The organism is Avibacterium sp. 21-595, assembly GCF_023611905.1.
Lineage (GTDB): Bacteria > Pseudomonadota > Gammaproteobacteria > Enterobacterales > Pasteurellaceae > Avibacterium.
This window is the reverse complement of the sequence record NZ_CP091455.1, coordinates 210,080-224,611: the sequence shown is the minus strand read 5'-3', so window position 1 is coordinate 224,611 and position 14,532 is coordinate 210,080. Positions and strand designations below refer to the sequence as shown.

At 43.2% G+C, this 14,532-nt stretch carries 12 protein-coding genes; 8 read left to right on the top strand and 4 right to left on the bottom strand.

Going from position 1 to position 14,532, the window contains the following annotated elements:
• Nucleotides 1-7: 7 nt before the first annotated feature.
• The 3 genes from cas3f to L4F92_RS00960 all read right to left on the bottom strand — a co-directional run bounded on the left by cas3f (nucleotide 8) and on the right by L4F92_RS00960 (nucleotide 5,487).
• Nucleotides 8-3,334: a type I-F CRISPR-associated helicase Cas3f gene (gene cas3f, locus L4F92_RS00970; RefSeq protein WP_250363886.1), complete on the bottom strand. Its 3,327-nt coding sequence runs from the start codon at nucleotides 3,332-3,334 to the stop codon at nucleotides 8-10.
• The gene (cas1f, locus tag L4F92_RS00965) at nucleotides 3,331-4,311 is read right to left on the bottom strand and encodes a type I-F CRISPR-associated endonuclease Cas1f (RefSeq protein WP_250363885.1); all 981 of its coding nucleotides are present in this window, start codon (nucleotides 4,309-4,311) and stop codon (nucleotides 3,331-3,333) included. Before cas1f ends, cas3f begins: the two co-directional genes overlap by 4 nt.
• 234 nt (nucleotides 4,312-4,545) lie before the next feature.
• A complete protein-coding gene (locus L4F92_RS00960) occupies nucleotides 4,546-5,487 on the bottom strand; it encodes a GlxA family transcriptional regulator (RefSeq protein WP_250363884.1) in 942 nt (313 codons plus the stop codon).
• Between the two features lie 180 nt (nucleotides 5,488-5,667).
• Here L4F92_RS00960 and L4F92_RS00955 point away from each other — a divergent pair, with 180 nt between their 5' ends.
• From L4F92_RS00955 to L4F92_RS00945, 3 genes are all read left to right on the top strand, one after another.
• Nucleotides 5,668-6,519, top strand: coding sequence for an MBL fold metallo-hydrolase (locus tag L4F92_RS00955; RefSeq protein WP_250363883.1), 852 nt, complete (start codon nucleotides 5,668-5,670; stop codon nucleotides 6,517-6,519).
• A 326-nt stretch (nucleotides 6,520-6,845) separates the two neighbouring features.
• Nucleotides 6,846-8,714 (top strand): monovalent cation:proton antiporter-2 (CPA2) family protein, encoded by a 1,869-nt coding sequence (locus tag L4F92_RS00950; RefSeq protein WP_250363882.1) that lies wholly within the window; start codon nucleotides 6,846-6,848, stop codon nucleotides 8,712-8,714.
• Between the two features lie 47 nt (nucleotides 8,715-8,761).
• Entirely contained in the window at nucleotides 8,762-9,187 is a 426-nt protein-coding gene (locus L4F92_RS00945) for a GNAT family N-acetyltransferase (RefSeq protein ID WP_250363881.1), read from the top strand.
• On the opposite strand, the gene L4F92_RS00940 is transcribed toward L4F92_RS00945, so the two are convergent.
• Nucleotides 9,179-9,589 carry a copper chaperone PCu(A)C gene (locus L4F92_RS00940; protein WP_250363880.1) on the bottom strand — a complete coding sequence of 137 codons (411 nt, stop codon included), beginning with the start codon at nucleotides 9,587-9,589 and terminating at the stop codon, nucleotides 9,179-9,181. The genes L4F92_RS00945 and L4F92_RS00940 overlap by 9 nt on opposite strands.
• Nucleotides 9,590-9,748: 159 nt before the next feature.
• On the opposite strand from L4F92_RS00940, the gene hflD reads away from it, so the two are divergent.
• The 5 genes from hflD to mltC all read left to right on the top strand — a co-directional run bounded on the left by hflD (nucleotide 9,749) and on the right by mltC (nucleotide 14,376).
• Nucleotides 9,749-10,360: a high frequency lysogenization protein HflD gene (hflD, locus tag L4F92_RS00935; RefSeq protein WP_250351341.1), complete on the top strand. Its 612-nt coding sequence runs from the start codon at nucleotides 9,749-9,751 to the stop codon at nucleotides 10,358-10,360.
• Between the two features lie 12 nt (nucleotides 10,361-10,372).
• A complete protein-coding gene (gene purB / locus L4F92_RS00930) occupies nucleotides 10,373-11,740 on the top strand; it encodes an adenylosuccinate lyase (RefSeq protein ID WP_250363879.1) in 1,368 nt (455 codons plus the stop codon).
• A 166-nt stretch (nucleotides 11,741-11,906) separates the two neighbouring features.
• Nucleotides 11,907-13,025: an A/G-specific adenine glycosylase gene (gene mutY / locus L4F92_RS00925; protein ID WP_250363878.1), complete on the top strand. Its 1,119-nt coding sequence runs from the start codon at nucleotides 11,907-11,909 to the stop codon at nucleotides 13,023-13,025.
• Nucleotides 13,025-13,306, top strand: coding sequence for an oxidative damage protection protein (locus L4F92_RS00920; protein ID WP_250363877.1), 282 nt, complete (start codon nucleotides 13,025-13,027; stop codon nucleotides 13,304-13,306). Before mutY ends, L4F92_RS00920 begins: the two co-directional genes overlap by 1 nt.
• Entirely contained in the window at nucleotides 13,303-14,376 is a 1,074-nt protein-coding gene (gene mltC, locus L4F92_RS00915) for a membrane-bound lytic murein transglycosylase MltC (protein WP_250363876.1), read from the top strand. Before L4F92_RS00920 ends, mltC begins: the two co-directional genes overlap by 4 nt.
• Nucleotides 14,377-14,532: the final 156 nt, after the last annotated feature.

The window sequence follows — 14,532 nt, the reverse complement described above, 5'->3', positions numbered from 1 at the left end:
TTCCTTTTTACTCATTTTCCCAGCAGCCAAAGTATTCATGAAAATACCAAGCATGTTGTCTCTCTGGCAGGGTGATGCCGGCAAAGCGGATAACGGCGGTATTGGCAGAGATGCCCAGTTTGTCGCTTAATTGGCTGATTTGTGTTTTGAGTGAGGCGGTGAGCCATGGGGTGATGTTTTCATTTTTGTTTTCAAAAGGATAGGGTTTAATCACATCTTGGGCTGTTTTAGCACCCGAAAAACCATGGGCTTCAATTTGTTCTAGGTGATATGGCACATTGCCGCTGTCTTCGGGGCGGATAAGGTAGTCAGCTTCTTTTTCGCCTTGTCGGAATGGGCTTAGGCGAATCAGGTGGCAGTGCTGGCGGTTTAGGGTTTTAGGCTGCCAGTAGGCATTGACGATATTGATTTTGTCATTTTGCATCAGCTCAGCAAGCACTTGATGTTCTAGGTCGGATAGGCGGTTTTTGGGGTCGGGTTCGGCTGGCTTGATGATGCGGGGCTGGGCATCAATACGCTTGAGCTGTTCGGCAGGTATGAGGGTTTCACAATTGTGGCTGTTTAGGCGGTACTCGGCACTTTCATAGCCTGGGTGGATAAAGGCACAGTTTTCTTGTTTGATGCCACGGATATTGTGCTGCCAGATGCCAAGGTTGGGCATTTTGGGCTGCCTGTCAGGGCGGTGGCGGTTGATGCGTCCTGCCAGCTGAATGAGCGATCGCATGGAGCTGGGTTCGGCAATTGCCCAGTCGTAGTCGTGGTCGCGTCCGACTTCACAGACTGGGCTTGCCAGTACGATAAAGAGGTGATGCTTGGCGTTGGGATAAGCGGTAATCGCGGTTTTGATGGCTGGGTGGTTGGCAGGGTTGTTGCCGTTTTTGCGGTTTAAGATGGCATCAAGCTGTTGTTCCAGTTGGTTACGCAGTATGAGGGCTTGCCTGCTGTGATAGACGGCAAGGTGGATATGGGTGTCTTTGGCAAGACTGTCTTGTGCATACAGGGCAAGTGCGGTCTGCATGAGGGGGGTGATGTTCGCCATACGGATTAGCCCAATGCTGATGGTTTTTCCGTTTTCGTCAAAGTGGTGGCGATGATGGTAATCTGTTGCGTATTCAAGCAGTTGTTTGGCAATTGCAGGATAGAAGCGTTTGGGGTTTTTGCTTACTTTGGCGACCATCGGCAGGATTTCGCCTATCCGCTGTATGGGCTGCTGTTTCAGGCAGCGTTGGCGTTTTTCCAAAAAGCTTTGGTGGGATTGGCTGTGCTGGCGGGTGTCGGTGCAGGTGCTGATGCTGCTGTGGTTTTCATCACTCCATAGGCAGGGAATGGACGGTGCTGGCAGGTTAAAATATTGGTTGTAAATTTTGCGTCCTTCTAGGTAAGCGGTAAATAAGCCATACACTTGGTCGGGCTGTAAGGTGGCTGATGAGAGTATGATGCGGCTGCCGTATAGCCCTGCCAGATGCACAAGCCGTGTGAGAGCGGGCAGGTCGCTTTCGGAAAAGTCGTCTGGTTCATCAAGGATAAGGTCGCTTGAGAGCAATCGCAGGGTGGGAATGATGTAGTGTCCGCCACGAAGCTGTTCGCTGGCTTGCATGAGGTGGTCAATGGTGCAGCTGACAATAGGGCTGTAGAGCAGCTGCTGGGCTTTTTCTTGCTGGGTGAGTACGCCAAGCCCAAGTACGTCAAAATCTGATGGCTCAAAGCGGCTGTCCACATAGCTGTCAATTAGTGATTCGGCAGAGAGGCTGCCGTTTTCTTCGCTGTCTTCTTCGGTTTTTTGATTAAGTTCAAAAAGCTGTTTGTTGGCTCGTCCGCCCACCAAGACGGCGAGTTCTTTTTCGCTTAAGCCAAGGTCTTGTCGCAGGCTGGCACCTGTCTGCAAGGTGAGTGTCCGCAGTCCTAGGGCAATGGTAAAGCGTGCCCCTTGATGTGTATCGGCCAGTGCATAGGCAATGCGGGCGTTGGCGATGGTTTTGCCGCAGCCAGTAGACGCCATATTAATGGCAAAAAAGCCATGGGTTTGGCTTTGTCCGCGGACTTCTCTTGCCCGTTTGAAGGCTTGGTTTTGCCATTGAAATCTTGCATTTGCGGTGTTTTTAGCAAGGCTGTCGCGGTCTTTGAGTTTGGGTAAGGCTGCCTGAATAATGGGCAAGGCTTTGGCGACACGTCCGCAATAGTCCGCTACGCCAAGCAGATGTTCGTCAAGGGCTTGTTTGGTTTCTTTGGTTTTGCGGTCGGTGTTGGCGATAAGTTTATCCTGCCAATCGGTATCGCCTGACACGCGTTGTTTGCTGTCTTTGGGTAGTGAAGAGTAGTTGTGGTCGCCCGTCATCAGGATTAAGCGGGAAAGATTCAGCAGTAAGGGATTGTTGATGGGGCTTTTTTGCTGGCTTAATGCGGTCAATTTGGAGTCGTTTTTGGCTTTTTGGGCAAAGCGTTTAAGCTGCTTCTGCAAGGTTTTGTTATGCAGAACAAGGTGTTCAAATTGCCAGTTTTGCTTTAAGTTTGCAGTTATTTGGGGGTTATGCACCCAATGATTGATGGCACGCAAGCTTTTATAAAAATCTTGAGCAGAGACGTTGTAGTATGAATGACCTGCCTGCCGCATTTCCTTGATGGCGTTGGTGGTGTAGCCATCACCGCTGGCATCTGTGTCTTGCAGCCGTGGCAGGGGCGGCAGACGGTGATGGGTAACAATCAGCCAGCCAATCCATTGGGCAAGCGGCGGCAGATTCTGTATATTGGCGTAGCCATAATCGCTTGTTTCAAATGCAGGCTTATGGTTAGCAAGATAATGGTCTAAATGGATTAAGCGGTCAAATACGGCTTCATCGGTTTGACAGTCAGCAACGAGCCATAGAAAGAGTTTTAACGATACCCATTCATGGCGGTAGGGTTCGCCTTTTGTGGCGGTTTGCCCTTTGAGTTTCTGCTGGAAACCTAAATTGGATTTGCCAATATCATGCAGTAGGGCGGCAAGGGTTGTAATGATTTGTATGGCGGTGAGATATTGCCAATCGTTTTCCCATTCTTGATGCATGATATTTCTCTTGGTGTAATTAACAGGAACAATGCCTAATTCATTAAATTTACGTCTGTTGCCAATAATAAAAAGCAGTTCTGTGGTATGGCTGGTGCGGTTGCGATGGCAGCTGACGGCGGTGGATTTGGTGGCACTTTGACGCAGCAGAGCGGCAACGGTATTAAGCCCTTCTTGGGTGATGGCTGTCTGCCAAACGTTATCGCCAATGCGGTTGGCAAAGCTATCGAGTATGCGGCGGGTGCGTTTTAATGCTTTCTTTTCGCATTGGCTGACAAAGGTAACAATCATGCTGCCTCCCAATCGGTTTTTAAAGCCAGTGCTTTTATCAGGTCAAATTGGGTATCTAAGGCATTATGTTTGATGAATTGATTTAAGCATTCTTGGCGAAATTGCTGTTCGCTTAGGTTGTCGGCAGCAGCAATAAAGGCAAGCGGTAAGACTAGTGCGTCTTTGATGATGTCGGCAATATCAAAAACGAGCGCACCGCGTCTTGTTTTTCCGTGCATCACGGCAAAACCGTGCGGAATGCCCAGCACCCATGCGGTTGTTGCGCCCAGCCCGTAGGCAAGATAATTGCCGTGATTTAAAAAGCGGTTGGCTTTGTCGATGCCGTCATGTTCGCGGCTAAAGCCTTCTTGTTTGGTACAGCTTGCGGCGGCTTTATAAAGGGCTTTGGTCAGATGCGCTTCATGTTGGAACAGATGCGTTACGCTGCTTTGTTGGGCAATGGTGTTTCGGGCAGTTTCAATGGTGTGCAAAATCGCAGAAGCATTAAATCCACGGGCAATGAGTTCACGGTCTTTTTGCCAAATGGTTAATAGATAATCCATGCGTGCAGTTTGCAGTATTTTTGCTGCCTGAAGCCGTTTATTATCGTCCCACCACCATGAAAGCCAGCCTTGTACATATTCCGTTGGGCGGTATTCACTTTGCGGTGTGAACCAGCTGATTTCCGTGCCAGCAAAAAGTGGCGTTCCGCCACCGCCGCAAAAGCCGACCAACACACCAGCCTGAGCCAACACACGCATTGCTGCTTGCGTGATAGAAGTGCCTGTCCCCAGTAAGATAACGGTTGTATTGGCAATGGGAATATTGTAATAGAGATTGGCACGTTCATCTTCGGTGAGATAAAGAACACGGCCGTCTTTTTGCATCACGCGGCAATATTCCAAGTAATACATATTGGCGCGCTTGCTATGTAGAATGGTTTTGAGATCGGAAGCATTGAATCCAGATGCCTGATAGGGGCTTAGTGTATGAGGCATAAAGGCTCCTTTTTAATTTTTGACAACCCTATTTTCTGTTAATACTTGTTCTTTATACAACATATTTTGCCGTAACTCACGGAGCTGGCGAAGAATACCGACTAAAACCTTTTGATGTCACTTTAGTCTATCAAAGTGCTAATTTCCCCAAAAAATAGATTAAGACTTTCGCCATTCCATATTTAGCATAGTTATTTTATGATGTACTGCTTTAACGCTCAAATCATTCTCATCTCACCCCAACCCCCTCCGCCACGCTCTCGGGCTTACGCGGTGCTTTTTTCTAAAATGCTGGCGAAAGGCGGTGGCAGAGTGAAAGCCGATTTCGCTTGCAATGTGTTCAATGCCCAAATCCGTACTTTCTAACAGCTCCCGTCCACGCTGAAGACGCTGGGCAATCAGCCACTCGGTCAAAGACACACCTGTGGCTTGGCGAAAATGGCGGGTAAAGGTGCTTCGGCTCATATTCAGACGCCTTGCCAGTGCGTCAATACGGTAATCCTGCTTAAGGTTTTGCTGCATTTGTGCCAGCAGTTCGCTCATGTTTTCGCTTGGGCTTAGGCGGGCGATGGGCTGCTCGATAAATTGTGCCTGTCCGCCTTCACGGTGCGGTGAAACCACCAGTATGCGGGCGATTTGGTTGGCGATTTTCACCCCGTACGTTCTGCGAATGATGGCAAGACAGCAGTCAAGGGCGGCCGCCGTGCCAGCAGAGGTCATCAGGCTACCTTGCTCAATGTAGATGGCTTCAATACTCAGTTTAACGGCAGGAAAACGCTTGGCAAAATCCGCTTCACCCAGCCAATGAGTGGTCGCCTCTTTGCCGTTTAGCAGTCCGCTGTACGCCAACAAATAAGCACCGTAACAAAGCCCTGCAACCAAAGCCCCACGTTGATTGGCTCGGATAAGTGCCTGTTTTAAGGCATCGCTGGGCATTTTTTCAGGCTGCCAGCCAAAGGCAATCACCATATCGGCCTGCTCAAGCAGGCGTAAATCGCCGTCAGCAGGCACATAAATGTCGTTTTCTCCATAACAGCAGTCGGGATTTTCTGCAACAATTTTCAGATGAAACAGTGGCTTATCATCAACATTGAGCGAAAAAACACGGTGCGGTATGGCAAATTGAAAGGGGTTAAAATCAGGATACAGCAGCAGGGCAACAATCGGTGCGGTCATTTTTTTCTCACTTTTTGAGCCAATTCTTTCGGTTTTTGAAAGATTGGTCAATATTTTTGTTTTTCAAGAAGATGGATAATGCTCGTTCTTGAAAAAGATGGCATTTCACCCGCCATTTTGATGATTTTTCACCGCCCGATGCTTCATTTTTAGCATGGGCAATCGATTTAAGGAATCACGATGCGTACCAAAACTTTACTTGCCACTGCCCTTTTGGGGGCGTTATTGAGCGTTCAGGCTTACGCCAGCGACAGCTATCAGCATATCCGCAACGCCACCGCAAAAGTCAGCTATGCAGGACAGACGTTTTTGATTGACCCGATGCTTGCCAAAAAAGGGGCGTATGAAGGCTTTGCCAACACGCTAAACAGTCAGCTGCGTAACCCTTTGACCGAACTGCCGATGCCGATGAATGAGGCTTGGCAAGGGGTAACGGCGGTTGTGGTTACCCATACCCATCTTGACCACTGGGACGAGGCAGCACAAAAATATCTGCCTAAAGATTTGCCAATTATCGTGCAAAATCAAGATGATGCGAAACTGATTCGTGAACAGGGATTTAATGATGTGCGGGTGTTAAACGAGACCTTGAAAATTGGCGATGTCAGCCTGCACAAAACAGGCGGTGCTCATGGCACCAAAGAGATGTATGCGGTCGCACCGCTTGGGCAATTGCTGGGCGATGCGATGGGCGTGGTGCTGCGTGCCAAAGACCGTAAGACGCTTTATATCATGGGCGATACGCTCTGGACGGCTGATGTCAATAAGGCACTCATCAAATATAAGCCCGATGTTTTGGTGATGAATACGGGGGCGGCAAGGGTCAATGGCTTTAATGAAGGCATTATCATGGGTAAAGAAGACGTCGCCCACGCCCATCAGTCCATGCCCAAGGCAAAAATCATTGCCGTGCATATGGACGCGGTCAATCACGGTGCGGTGAGCCGTCAAGCAATGCGTGCTTTTGTGCAAAAATCTGGGCTGAAAGATTGGGTTACCGTGCCAGAAGATGGGGAAAGTGTGAAGTTTTAAAATAGGGGCGTTTAAGGGTGAAATAAGGCAAGACGGTTTGACGCAGCAAGTTGAGCCAATACTGCCGTATTTCAAAAGCAAGAACTTCTAATTTTGTACTGATATACTTTGATTTTTTCAAACGAAGGCTATCTGAATATATTTTGATGTTGAGATAGCCTTTTATTATAGATAGATTTTGTGTTGATCATCAAAGGTAAATTTTAATGAATGGGGTAGAAGAAAGAGATCGATAATTTTTGTTTAAAATATCTCGTGATATTTGAAGTAAAACTGATTACTATGCTAAACCTATATTTCTATTTGATTAGGTAAATAAGACCCTTATGACATCACTATTAACTTCCGCTTTTATCTATCTTTTTGCTGCCGTAGTTGCGGTACCCATTTCTAAACGTTTAGGGCTTGGCTCTGTATTGGGATACCTTCTAGCAGGCGTGGCAATTGGCCCTATTCTGGGACTAGTTGGACAAGAAACGGAAAGTATTCAACACGTTGCGGAGTTTGGGGTAGTGATGATGCTCTTTCTAATCGGGTTAGAGCTAGATCCGAAATTGTTATGGAAATTACGCAATAAATTATTCGGATTAGGAAGTTTACAAGTCATTCTGACTGTGGGGGCAATAGCAGGTATTGCACATTTATGTGGATTAAGTTGGTCTATGAGCCTTGCAATGGGTTGTGTACTGGCTGTTTCGTCAACCGCAATTGTATTACAGACCTTAGGAGAGAAACGCTTATTAAATAGTCCCGGTGGACAAAGTAGTTTTTCAGTTTTGCTCTTCCAAGATATTGCGATCATTCCTATTTTAGCATTGCTACCTATTCTGGCTTCCCCTGAATTATTAACGAGTTTACAAAGTGCAGAGCAACATAGCGGAAATTTATTAGAAGGTGTAAATAATTATGTTAAAACCTTAATAACCCTAAGTGTGATTAGCTCTATCGTCTTTGGTGGTTATTTTCTCGCACGGCCTATTTTTCGCTATATTGCTGCCTCAAGAATGCGAGAAATTTTCACTGCATTTGCTCTAGCTTTAGTCATTGGGATTGCCGCAATGATGTCAGCTATTGGGCTTTCTCCTGCTTTAGGCACATTTTTAGCTGGGGTTGTTTTAGCAAACAGTGAATACCGGCACGAATTAGAGAGTAATCTTGAGCCTTTTAAAGGATTGTTATTAGGGCTATTTTTTATTACTGTTGGGGCGGATATTAACTTTCGTCTATTTTTTGATGATTTTGCTGTTATTTTGGCTATTACTTTAAGCTTTATTTTAGTGAAAGCGATCGTACTATGGGGGTTAGGTTTTATTTTTCGGCTTGATCGCCTAAACCGTTATTTATTTGCTTTAAGCCTTGCACCCGCTGGAGAATTTGGCTTTGTCCTACTGTCTTTTAGCCAGCAAAATGGGATCTTACCTCAAGAGCTTACCGATAAACTCTTACTTGCTGTCGCCATTTCAATGTTACTGACCCCTTTCTTATTTATTGCTTATGATAAGTTGATTGTCGCAAGGGCAAGCCATCAACAAAGAGAAAATGATGCCATTGAAGATCAAAATGATGTGATTATCATCGGACATGGTCGTTACGGGCAAATTATTAGTGGAATGTTGATAAGTTGTGGTTATAAGCCAACGGTTATTGATTATGATGCAACCTTAGTAGAAGGGCTTTCACGTTTCGGCTTAAAAACCTATTTTGGAGATGGAGCTCGCTCTGATTTGCTCGAAACAGCAGGTATTGATAAAGCCAGCCTTTTGGTTATCGCCTTAGATGATAAAGAACAAGCAATAAAAATTGCACACTTTGCACATCATTTTTATCCTCATTTACCTATTATTACTCGCGCCTATGATCGTTTGCATGTTTATGATCTATACCGTGCAGGCGCGCGAAATATTGTGCGTGAAACATTTGATTCTGCCATTCGTAGCGGACGCCTTGCACTTGAGGAACTGGGAATGGATAAAGATAAAGCCAAGCAAGTTGCCGAATTTTATTATCATCGAGATCGCCATAGTCTCGCTGAAATGGCGAGTCTTTATGATCCCGAAATGTCGGTTTTTAGCAATGAACGTATGATTGCTCGTGCGAAAGAATTAGAACTCGAAACAAAAGAAATGATGCAAACGCTTCTTCAAGGCGGTGAAGTTGATTGGCAACCCGGAGAGGAAAATCGTGCTGGTGAGTAAAGTAAAAGTGCGGTCGTTTTTTCAGCAATTTTTATATGAGGATAAAAATGTGTTTTACTATTGAGCCAATGAAACCAGAGCATTATATTCAAGTTTATCAATTATGGAAAAGTATTGATGGGATAGACATCAATCCTCTTGATGATAGCTTTGAATCAATTAAGGATTTTCTACGCTTTAACCCCGATTTAAATTATATTGCAAGAGAGAATAGCCAAGTTATTGGTGTCATTATGTGTGGTTTTGATGGACGAAGAGCGACAATTTATCATATGGCGGTAGATAAAAACCAACAAGGTAAGGGAATAGGGAAAGCACTATTGACCCATTTAGAACAGAAGCTTAAACACAAAAATATTACAAAAGGGCGTTTGTTAGCATTTAGTCATAATATACAAGGGAGTAAATTTTGGCAGCAGCAAGGTTGGATAAAACAAACGCACTTAGATTATTTTTCTAAAAATTTACTTTGATTGAGCGATTACATTCACCTTTACCACTTCCCCATCATCAAAATACAAGGTAAGCGGGAAGGGGCTACCTTGTTTGATTGGGGTGAGTAAATCAAATACCATAATATGTAAGCCACCACGTTTCAAGCTAATGGTTTGTTTAGCGGGGATTTCTATCCCATCAAGATCGATCATCTTACCATTTTGCATACCGTGTAAGGCTAGTCGAGAAGGTTGCTCACTTTCAAGTAAGGCAAGATGTACTGCCTCATCGCCTGTATTTTGTAATTGCATAAAAATAGCACTAGGCTCACCAGCTTTTTCTGTTGCAAACATTGTTGCCTGAGAAACAAGCATATCCGCTTGACTGATGAGAGGGAAAAGTGCGGTGCAAATTAACAAGGATTTTTTTATCCACTGCATTTTTTTCTCCGTTGAAAGGAATAAAGGCTATCGCGCTAGTATAGCAAGAATTTGTTTTACTGGGGGAATTTTGCTGCTTAGCTTTCAATAACCTATGAAAAATGCTATATTGCCCACACTTTTTAATATTTCTTTCCACATAATGGTTTTTATCTCCTTATGGCTGATTATTACCCCATCACGCTTGCCTTAGCGGGTGTGTGCCAAGCGGCAAAATTAGTTCAACAATTTGCGCATAATGGTCGTGCAGATTCAGATGCATTCAAGGCGAGTTTAGATTCTTTGTTACAAACTTCACCAGAAAATACCTTAGCCGTTTATGGGGGAAATGAAGCCCATCTTAAACTTGGGTTACAAATATTAATGGAGCAGTTGAATGGCAGAGATGCGGAGCTGACACGTTATTGGGTGAGCTTATTGGCGTTAGAAGGGAAGTTAAATAAATCCGCGCAGGCAAAACAACAACTTGCTCAACGTATTGCGTATTTGCCGTCACAACTTAATTTCTATCATCTGCTTGATGAACAGATGATCAGTAATCTAGCAAGTATTTATGTCGATGTAATAAGCCCTCTGGGTAATCGTATTCAAGTATTAGGCTCACCAGATTATTTACAGCAACAAGGCATACAGCACCGCATTCGGGCGTGTTTATTAGCTGGAATTCGTTCGGCAGTACTTTGGCGACAAGTGGGCGGTAAAAAATATCAGCTTCTTTTTTCCCGTAGCAAAATCGCTACAACAGCACAACAAATTTATTCAACCTTTTAGGAGTTTTTTATTATGCAATTAAATGCGCTTACTGCAATATCTCCCCTTGATGGTCGTTATCAGGATAAAACAACGGCATTACGTCATATTTTTAGTGAGTTTGGTTTACTCAAGTTTCGGGTGGAGGTTGAAGTTCGTTGGTTGCAAAAATTAGCGGCAACGACACAAATTCAAGAAGTTCCTTCTTTATCAAAAAAAGCAAACGATTACTTAAATCAAATTGTTGCAAATTTCAGTTTAGCAGATGCCGAGCGCATTAAAGAAATTGAACGAACCACAAATCACGATGTGAAAGCGGTAGAGTATTTTTTGAAAGAAAAAACAACCGCACTTGATGAATTAGCCGCAGTAAGTGAATTTATCCATTTTGCTTGTACCTCCGAGGATATCAACAATCTTTCTCACGCATTAATGTTAAAAACCGCGCGTGAAGAAGTGATTTTACCCGAATGGCAAAAATTGATTGATGAAATTAGTCGATTAGCCCACGAATATAAGGCGATTCCGTTACTTTCTCGTACACACGGACAGCCAGCCTCCCCTTCTACCGTTGGAAAGGAAATGGCGAATGTGGTATATCGCCTAAAACGTCAATTTGAACAGCTACAACGTATTGATATTCTAGGTAAAATCAATGGTGCTGTGGGGAACTATAATGCGCATTTATCGGCTTATCCTGAGCTGGACTGGCACAAGTTTAGCGAAGAATTTGTTACCTCTTTAGGGATTAAATGGAATCCTTACACCACGCAAATTGAACCACACGATTACATTGCAGAATTATTTGATAACATCGCACGTTTTAATACCATTATTATTGATTTTGATCGTGATTTATGGGGCTATATCGCATTAAACCATTTCAAACAACGAACAATTGCGGGAGAAATTGGCTCATCAACAATGCCACATAAAGTAAACCCGATTGATTTTGAGAATTCTGAAGGAAATTTAGGACTGGCAAATGCAGTAATGGCGCATTTGGGGGCAAAATTACCGATTTCTCGCTGGCAGCGTGATCTAACTGATTCGACGGTGTTACGTAACCTCGGGGTAGGCTTAGGCTATTGTTTAATTGCGTATACGGCAACCAGAAAAGGGATCAGTAAATTAGAGGTCAATGAACAACACTTACGTGATGAACTTGATCAAAATTGGGAAGTGCTTGCAGAACCAATTCAAACAGTAATGCGCCGTTATGGCATTGAAAAACCTTATGAAAAACTGAAAGAATTGACGCGTGGTAAGCGAGTTGATGAGCAAGCTATGCGTGAGTTTATTGAAAAATTAGACATTCCAGTAGCAGAAAAACAACGCTTACAACAACTTACCCCAGCCACCTATATTGGGGCAGCCGTGGCGTTAGTGGAGAAACTTTAATTGCTCAATCATTCATAACCTAAGTGCGGTGGAAAATTAAGAAATTTTCACCGCACTTTTGTTTTAGGCAAATTTTTCTTCTATGGCATTTCCTTCGCAATTCTTTTGCAAGATAAATTTTGCCTATGATACACTTCGTTTTTTCATTCTTTTATCTATTATATTTATGCTATTAGCTCAATCTTCCACCACGTCTCCTTTTGCAAAATCTGTACTTACTTGGTATGAGCAATTTGGACGTAAGCATTTGCCTTGGCAGAAAAATAAAACCCTTTATGGTGTATGGCTGTCAGAGGTGATGTTGCAACAAACCCAAGTTGCCACTGTGATTCCCTATTTTGAACGTTTTATGCAAACTTTTCCCACGATTACTGCGCTGGCGAATGCGCCTCTTGATGAAGTATTACATTTGTGGACAGGTTTAGGTTATTACGCAAGAGCAAGAAATTTGCACCAATCCGCACAATATATTCGAGATCATTATCAAGGTAATTTTCCCACTGAATTTGAGCAAGTGCAGGCATTAAAAGGGATTGGGCGTAGTACTGCGGGGGCGATTTTATCTTCTTGTTTAAATGCCCCTTACCCAATTTTAGATGGTAACGTGAAACGGGTATTATCACGTTATTTTACCGTGCAAGGTTGGGCTGGAGAGAAGAAAGTAGAAAATCAGCTTTGGCAGTTAAGTGCAGAAGTTACACCAAAACAGCGTGTGGCGGATTTTAATCAAGCGATGATGGATATTGGCGCAATGGTTTGTACACGCACAAAACCCAAATGCGAACTTTGTCCTTTAGCTACAAAGTGCGGTGCAAATTTACAACAAAATTGGCAAGCTTATCCAGCTAAAAAGCCGAAAAAAACCTTACCTGGGCGACAAAGTTATTTTTTGATTTGGCAAGAACAGGGAAAAGTTGTCTTAGAACAGCGTGAAAAATCAGGATTATGGGGCGGTTTGTATTGTTTTCCGCAATTTGATAGTAAGCAGGATTTACTGGCGTATTTAGCCCGTCAAAATGTGGCTTTTTACCAAGAATGGCCGGCTTTTCGTCATACGTTTAGCCACTTTCATTTAATGATTCATCCTATTTATGTGAAACAGGAATATCGGGGTGAGGATAGCAATCGCTCTGATTGGAAAAAGGTGGGTGAAAATCACGGGAAGTATGAATCTTCTATACAAAGTGCGGTCAAATATTGGTATGATCCGCAAAATCCAGATCAAATTGGGCTGGCAACACCAGTTAAAAATCTTTTATTACAGTTAGCAAAAGGAAAAGAATAATGGCAAGAACGGTATTTTGTGCCTATTTAAAACAAGAGGCAGATGGCTTAGATTTTCAACTCTATCCGGGGGAGTTAGGTAAACGTATTTTTGATCATATCAGTAAACAAGCGTGGGGCGAGTGGATGAAAAAGCAAACTATGCTCGTTAATGAGAAGAAATTAAATATGATGAATGCCGAACATCGTCAATTATTAGAACAAGAAATGGTGAACTTTTTGTTTGAAGGCAAAGAGGTTCACATTGAAGGTTATGTTCCACCAGCAGAAAAAACACTATGAAAAAATATGTTGTTGCGTTGATTATTCCTTTTTTATTTGCTTGTAGTGGCTCAAGCCATAAAAGGATTGATTATGATGAAGCCTTTGCAAAAGATACACAAGGGCTAGATATTTTAACTGGACAATTTTCCCATAATATTGATCAAATTTGGGGCGTTAATGAGTTATTGGTTGCTAGCCGTAAAGATTATGTGAAATATACGGATAGTTATTATACGCGTAGCCACGTGAGTTTTGATGAAGGGAGTATTACGGTTGAAACATTAAGTGATGTAAATCGCTTACATAATGCCATTGTACATACATTATTAATGGGATCTGATGCTAAAGGCATTGATCTATTTGCTTCTGGTGATGTACCGATTAGCTCACGCCCGTTCCTCTTAGGGCAGGTTGTGGATAATTTGGGTGGACAAATTGCGAATGTAACGACAGCAAGTAATTTTGCCAATTATTTATTGCAAAATAAATTACAGACGCGTCGTTTGAGTAATGGCAAAGTGGTGCAATTTGTGGTGATTCCAATGATTGCGAATCACGTTGCAGTGCGCGCGCAAAAATATTTACCTATGGTACGTCGTGCCGCAAGACGTTATAACCTTGATGAAAGTTTAATCCTCGGCATTATGCAGACAGAATCAAGTTTTAACCCTTATGCGATTAGCTATGCCAATGCCGTGGGATTAATGCAAGTTGTGCCACATACGGCAGGACGTGATGTATTCCAAATGAAAGGGCGTAGTGGGCAACCATCAAAAAGTTATTTATTTGATCCTGAAAAGAATATTGATACAGGTGCGTCTTATTTATGGTTATTACAAAATAAATATTTAGATGGTATTACCAATCCGACATCTAAACGTTTTGCAATGATCTCAGCTTATAACAGTGGTGCTGGCGCAGTATTACGTGTGTTTCACGAAGATAAAGAGATGGCAATTGAACAGATTAATCGCTTGTATCCTGAGCAAGTGTACCGTATTTTAACGACGGCACATCCTTCTTCACAGGCAAGAAATTATCTCATTAAGGTGGATAAAGCACAAAAAAGTTATCGTGTTAGACGATAAGTATTAAAAGTGGTTTCGTTTTTTTACACAATTTTTGCTGTATTTCTATGCGTTTCGTCTGTTAAATATTCAAACGAATAAAAAAATGTAAAAAAGTTAAAATTAATGATTGACTTACCGCGGTAAAAATCGTTTAATACGCACCACTGATGCGTT

Coding starts and splice junctions, on each gene's coding strand:
- cas3f (WP_250363886.1), bottom strand. CDS start 3,334: ATGATTGTTACCTTTGTCAGCCAATGCGAAAAGAAAGCATTAAAACGC.
- cas1f (WP_250363885.1), bottom strand. CDS start 4,311: ATGCCTCATACACTAAGCCCCTATCAGGCATCTGGATTCAATGCTTCC.
- L4F92_RS00960 (WP_250363884.1), bottom strand. CDS start 5,487: ATGACCGCACCGATTGTTGCCCTGCTGCTGTATCCTGATTTTAACCCC.
- L4F92_RS00955 (WP_250363883.1), top strand. CDS start 5,668: ATGCGTACCAAAACTTTACTTGCCACTGCCCTTTTGGGGGCGTTATTG.
- L4F92_RS00950 (WP_250363882.1), top strand. CDS start 6,846: ATGACATCACTATTAACTTCCGCTTTTATCTATCTTTTTGCTGCCGTA.
- L4F92_RS00945 (WP_250363881.1), top strand. CDS start 8,762: ATGTGTTTTACTATTGAGCCAATGAAACCAGAGCATTATATTCAAGTT.
- L4F92_RS00940 (WP_250363880.1), bottom strand. CDS start 9,589: ATGCAGTGGATAAAAAAATCCTTGTTAATTTGCACCGCACTTTTCCCT.
- hflD (WP_250351341.1), top strand. CDS start 9,749: ATGGCTGATTATTACCCCATCACGCTTGCCTTAGCGGGTGTGTGCCAA.
- purB (WP_250363879.1), top strand. CDS start 10,373: ATGCAATTAAATGCGCTTACTGCAATATCTCCCCTTGATGGTCGTTAT.
- mutY (WP_250363878.1), top strand. CDS start 11,907: ATGCTATTAGCTCAATCTTCCACCACGTCTCCTTTTGCAAAATCTGTA.
- L4F92_RS00920 (WP_250363877.1), top strand. CDS start 13,025: ATGGCAAGAACGGTATTTTGTGCCTATTTAAAACAAGAGGCAGATGGC.
- mltC (WP_250363876.1), top strand. CDS start 13,303: ATGAAAAAATATGTTGTTGCGTTGATTATTCCTTTTTTATTTGCTTGT.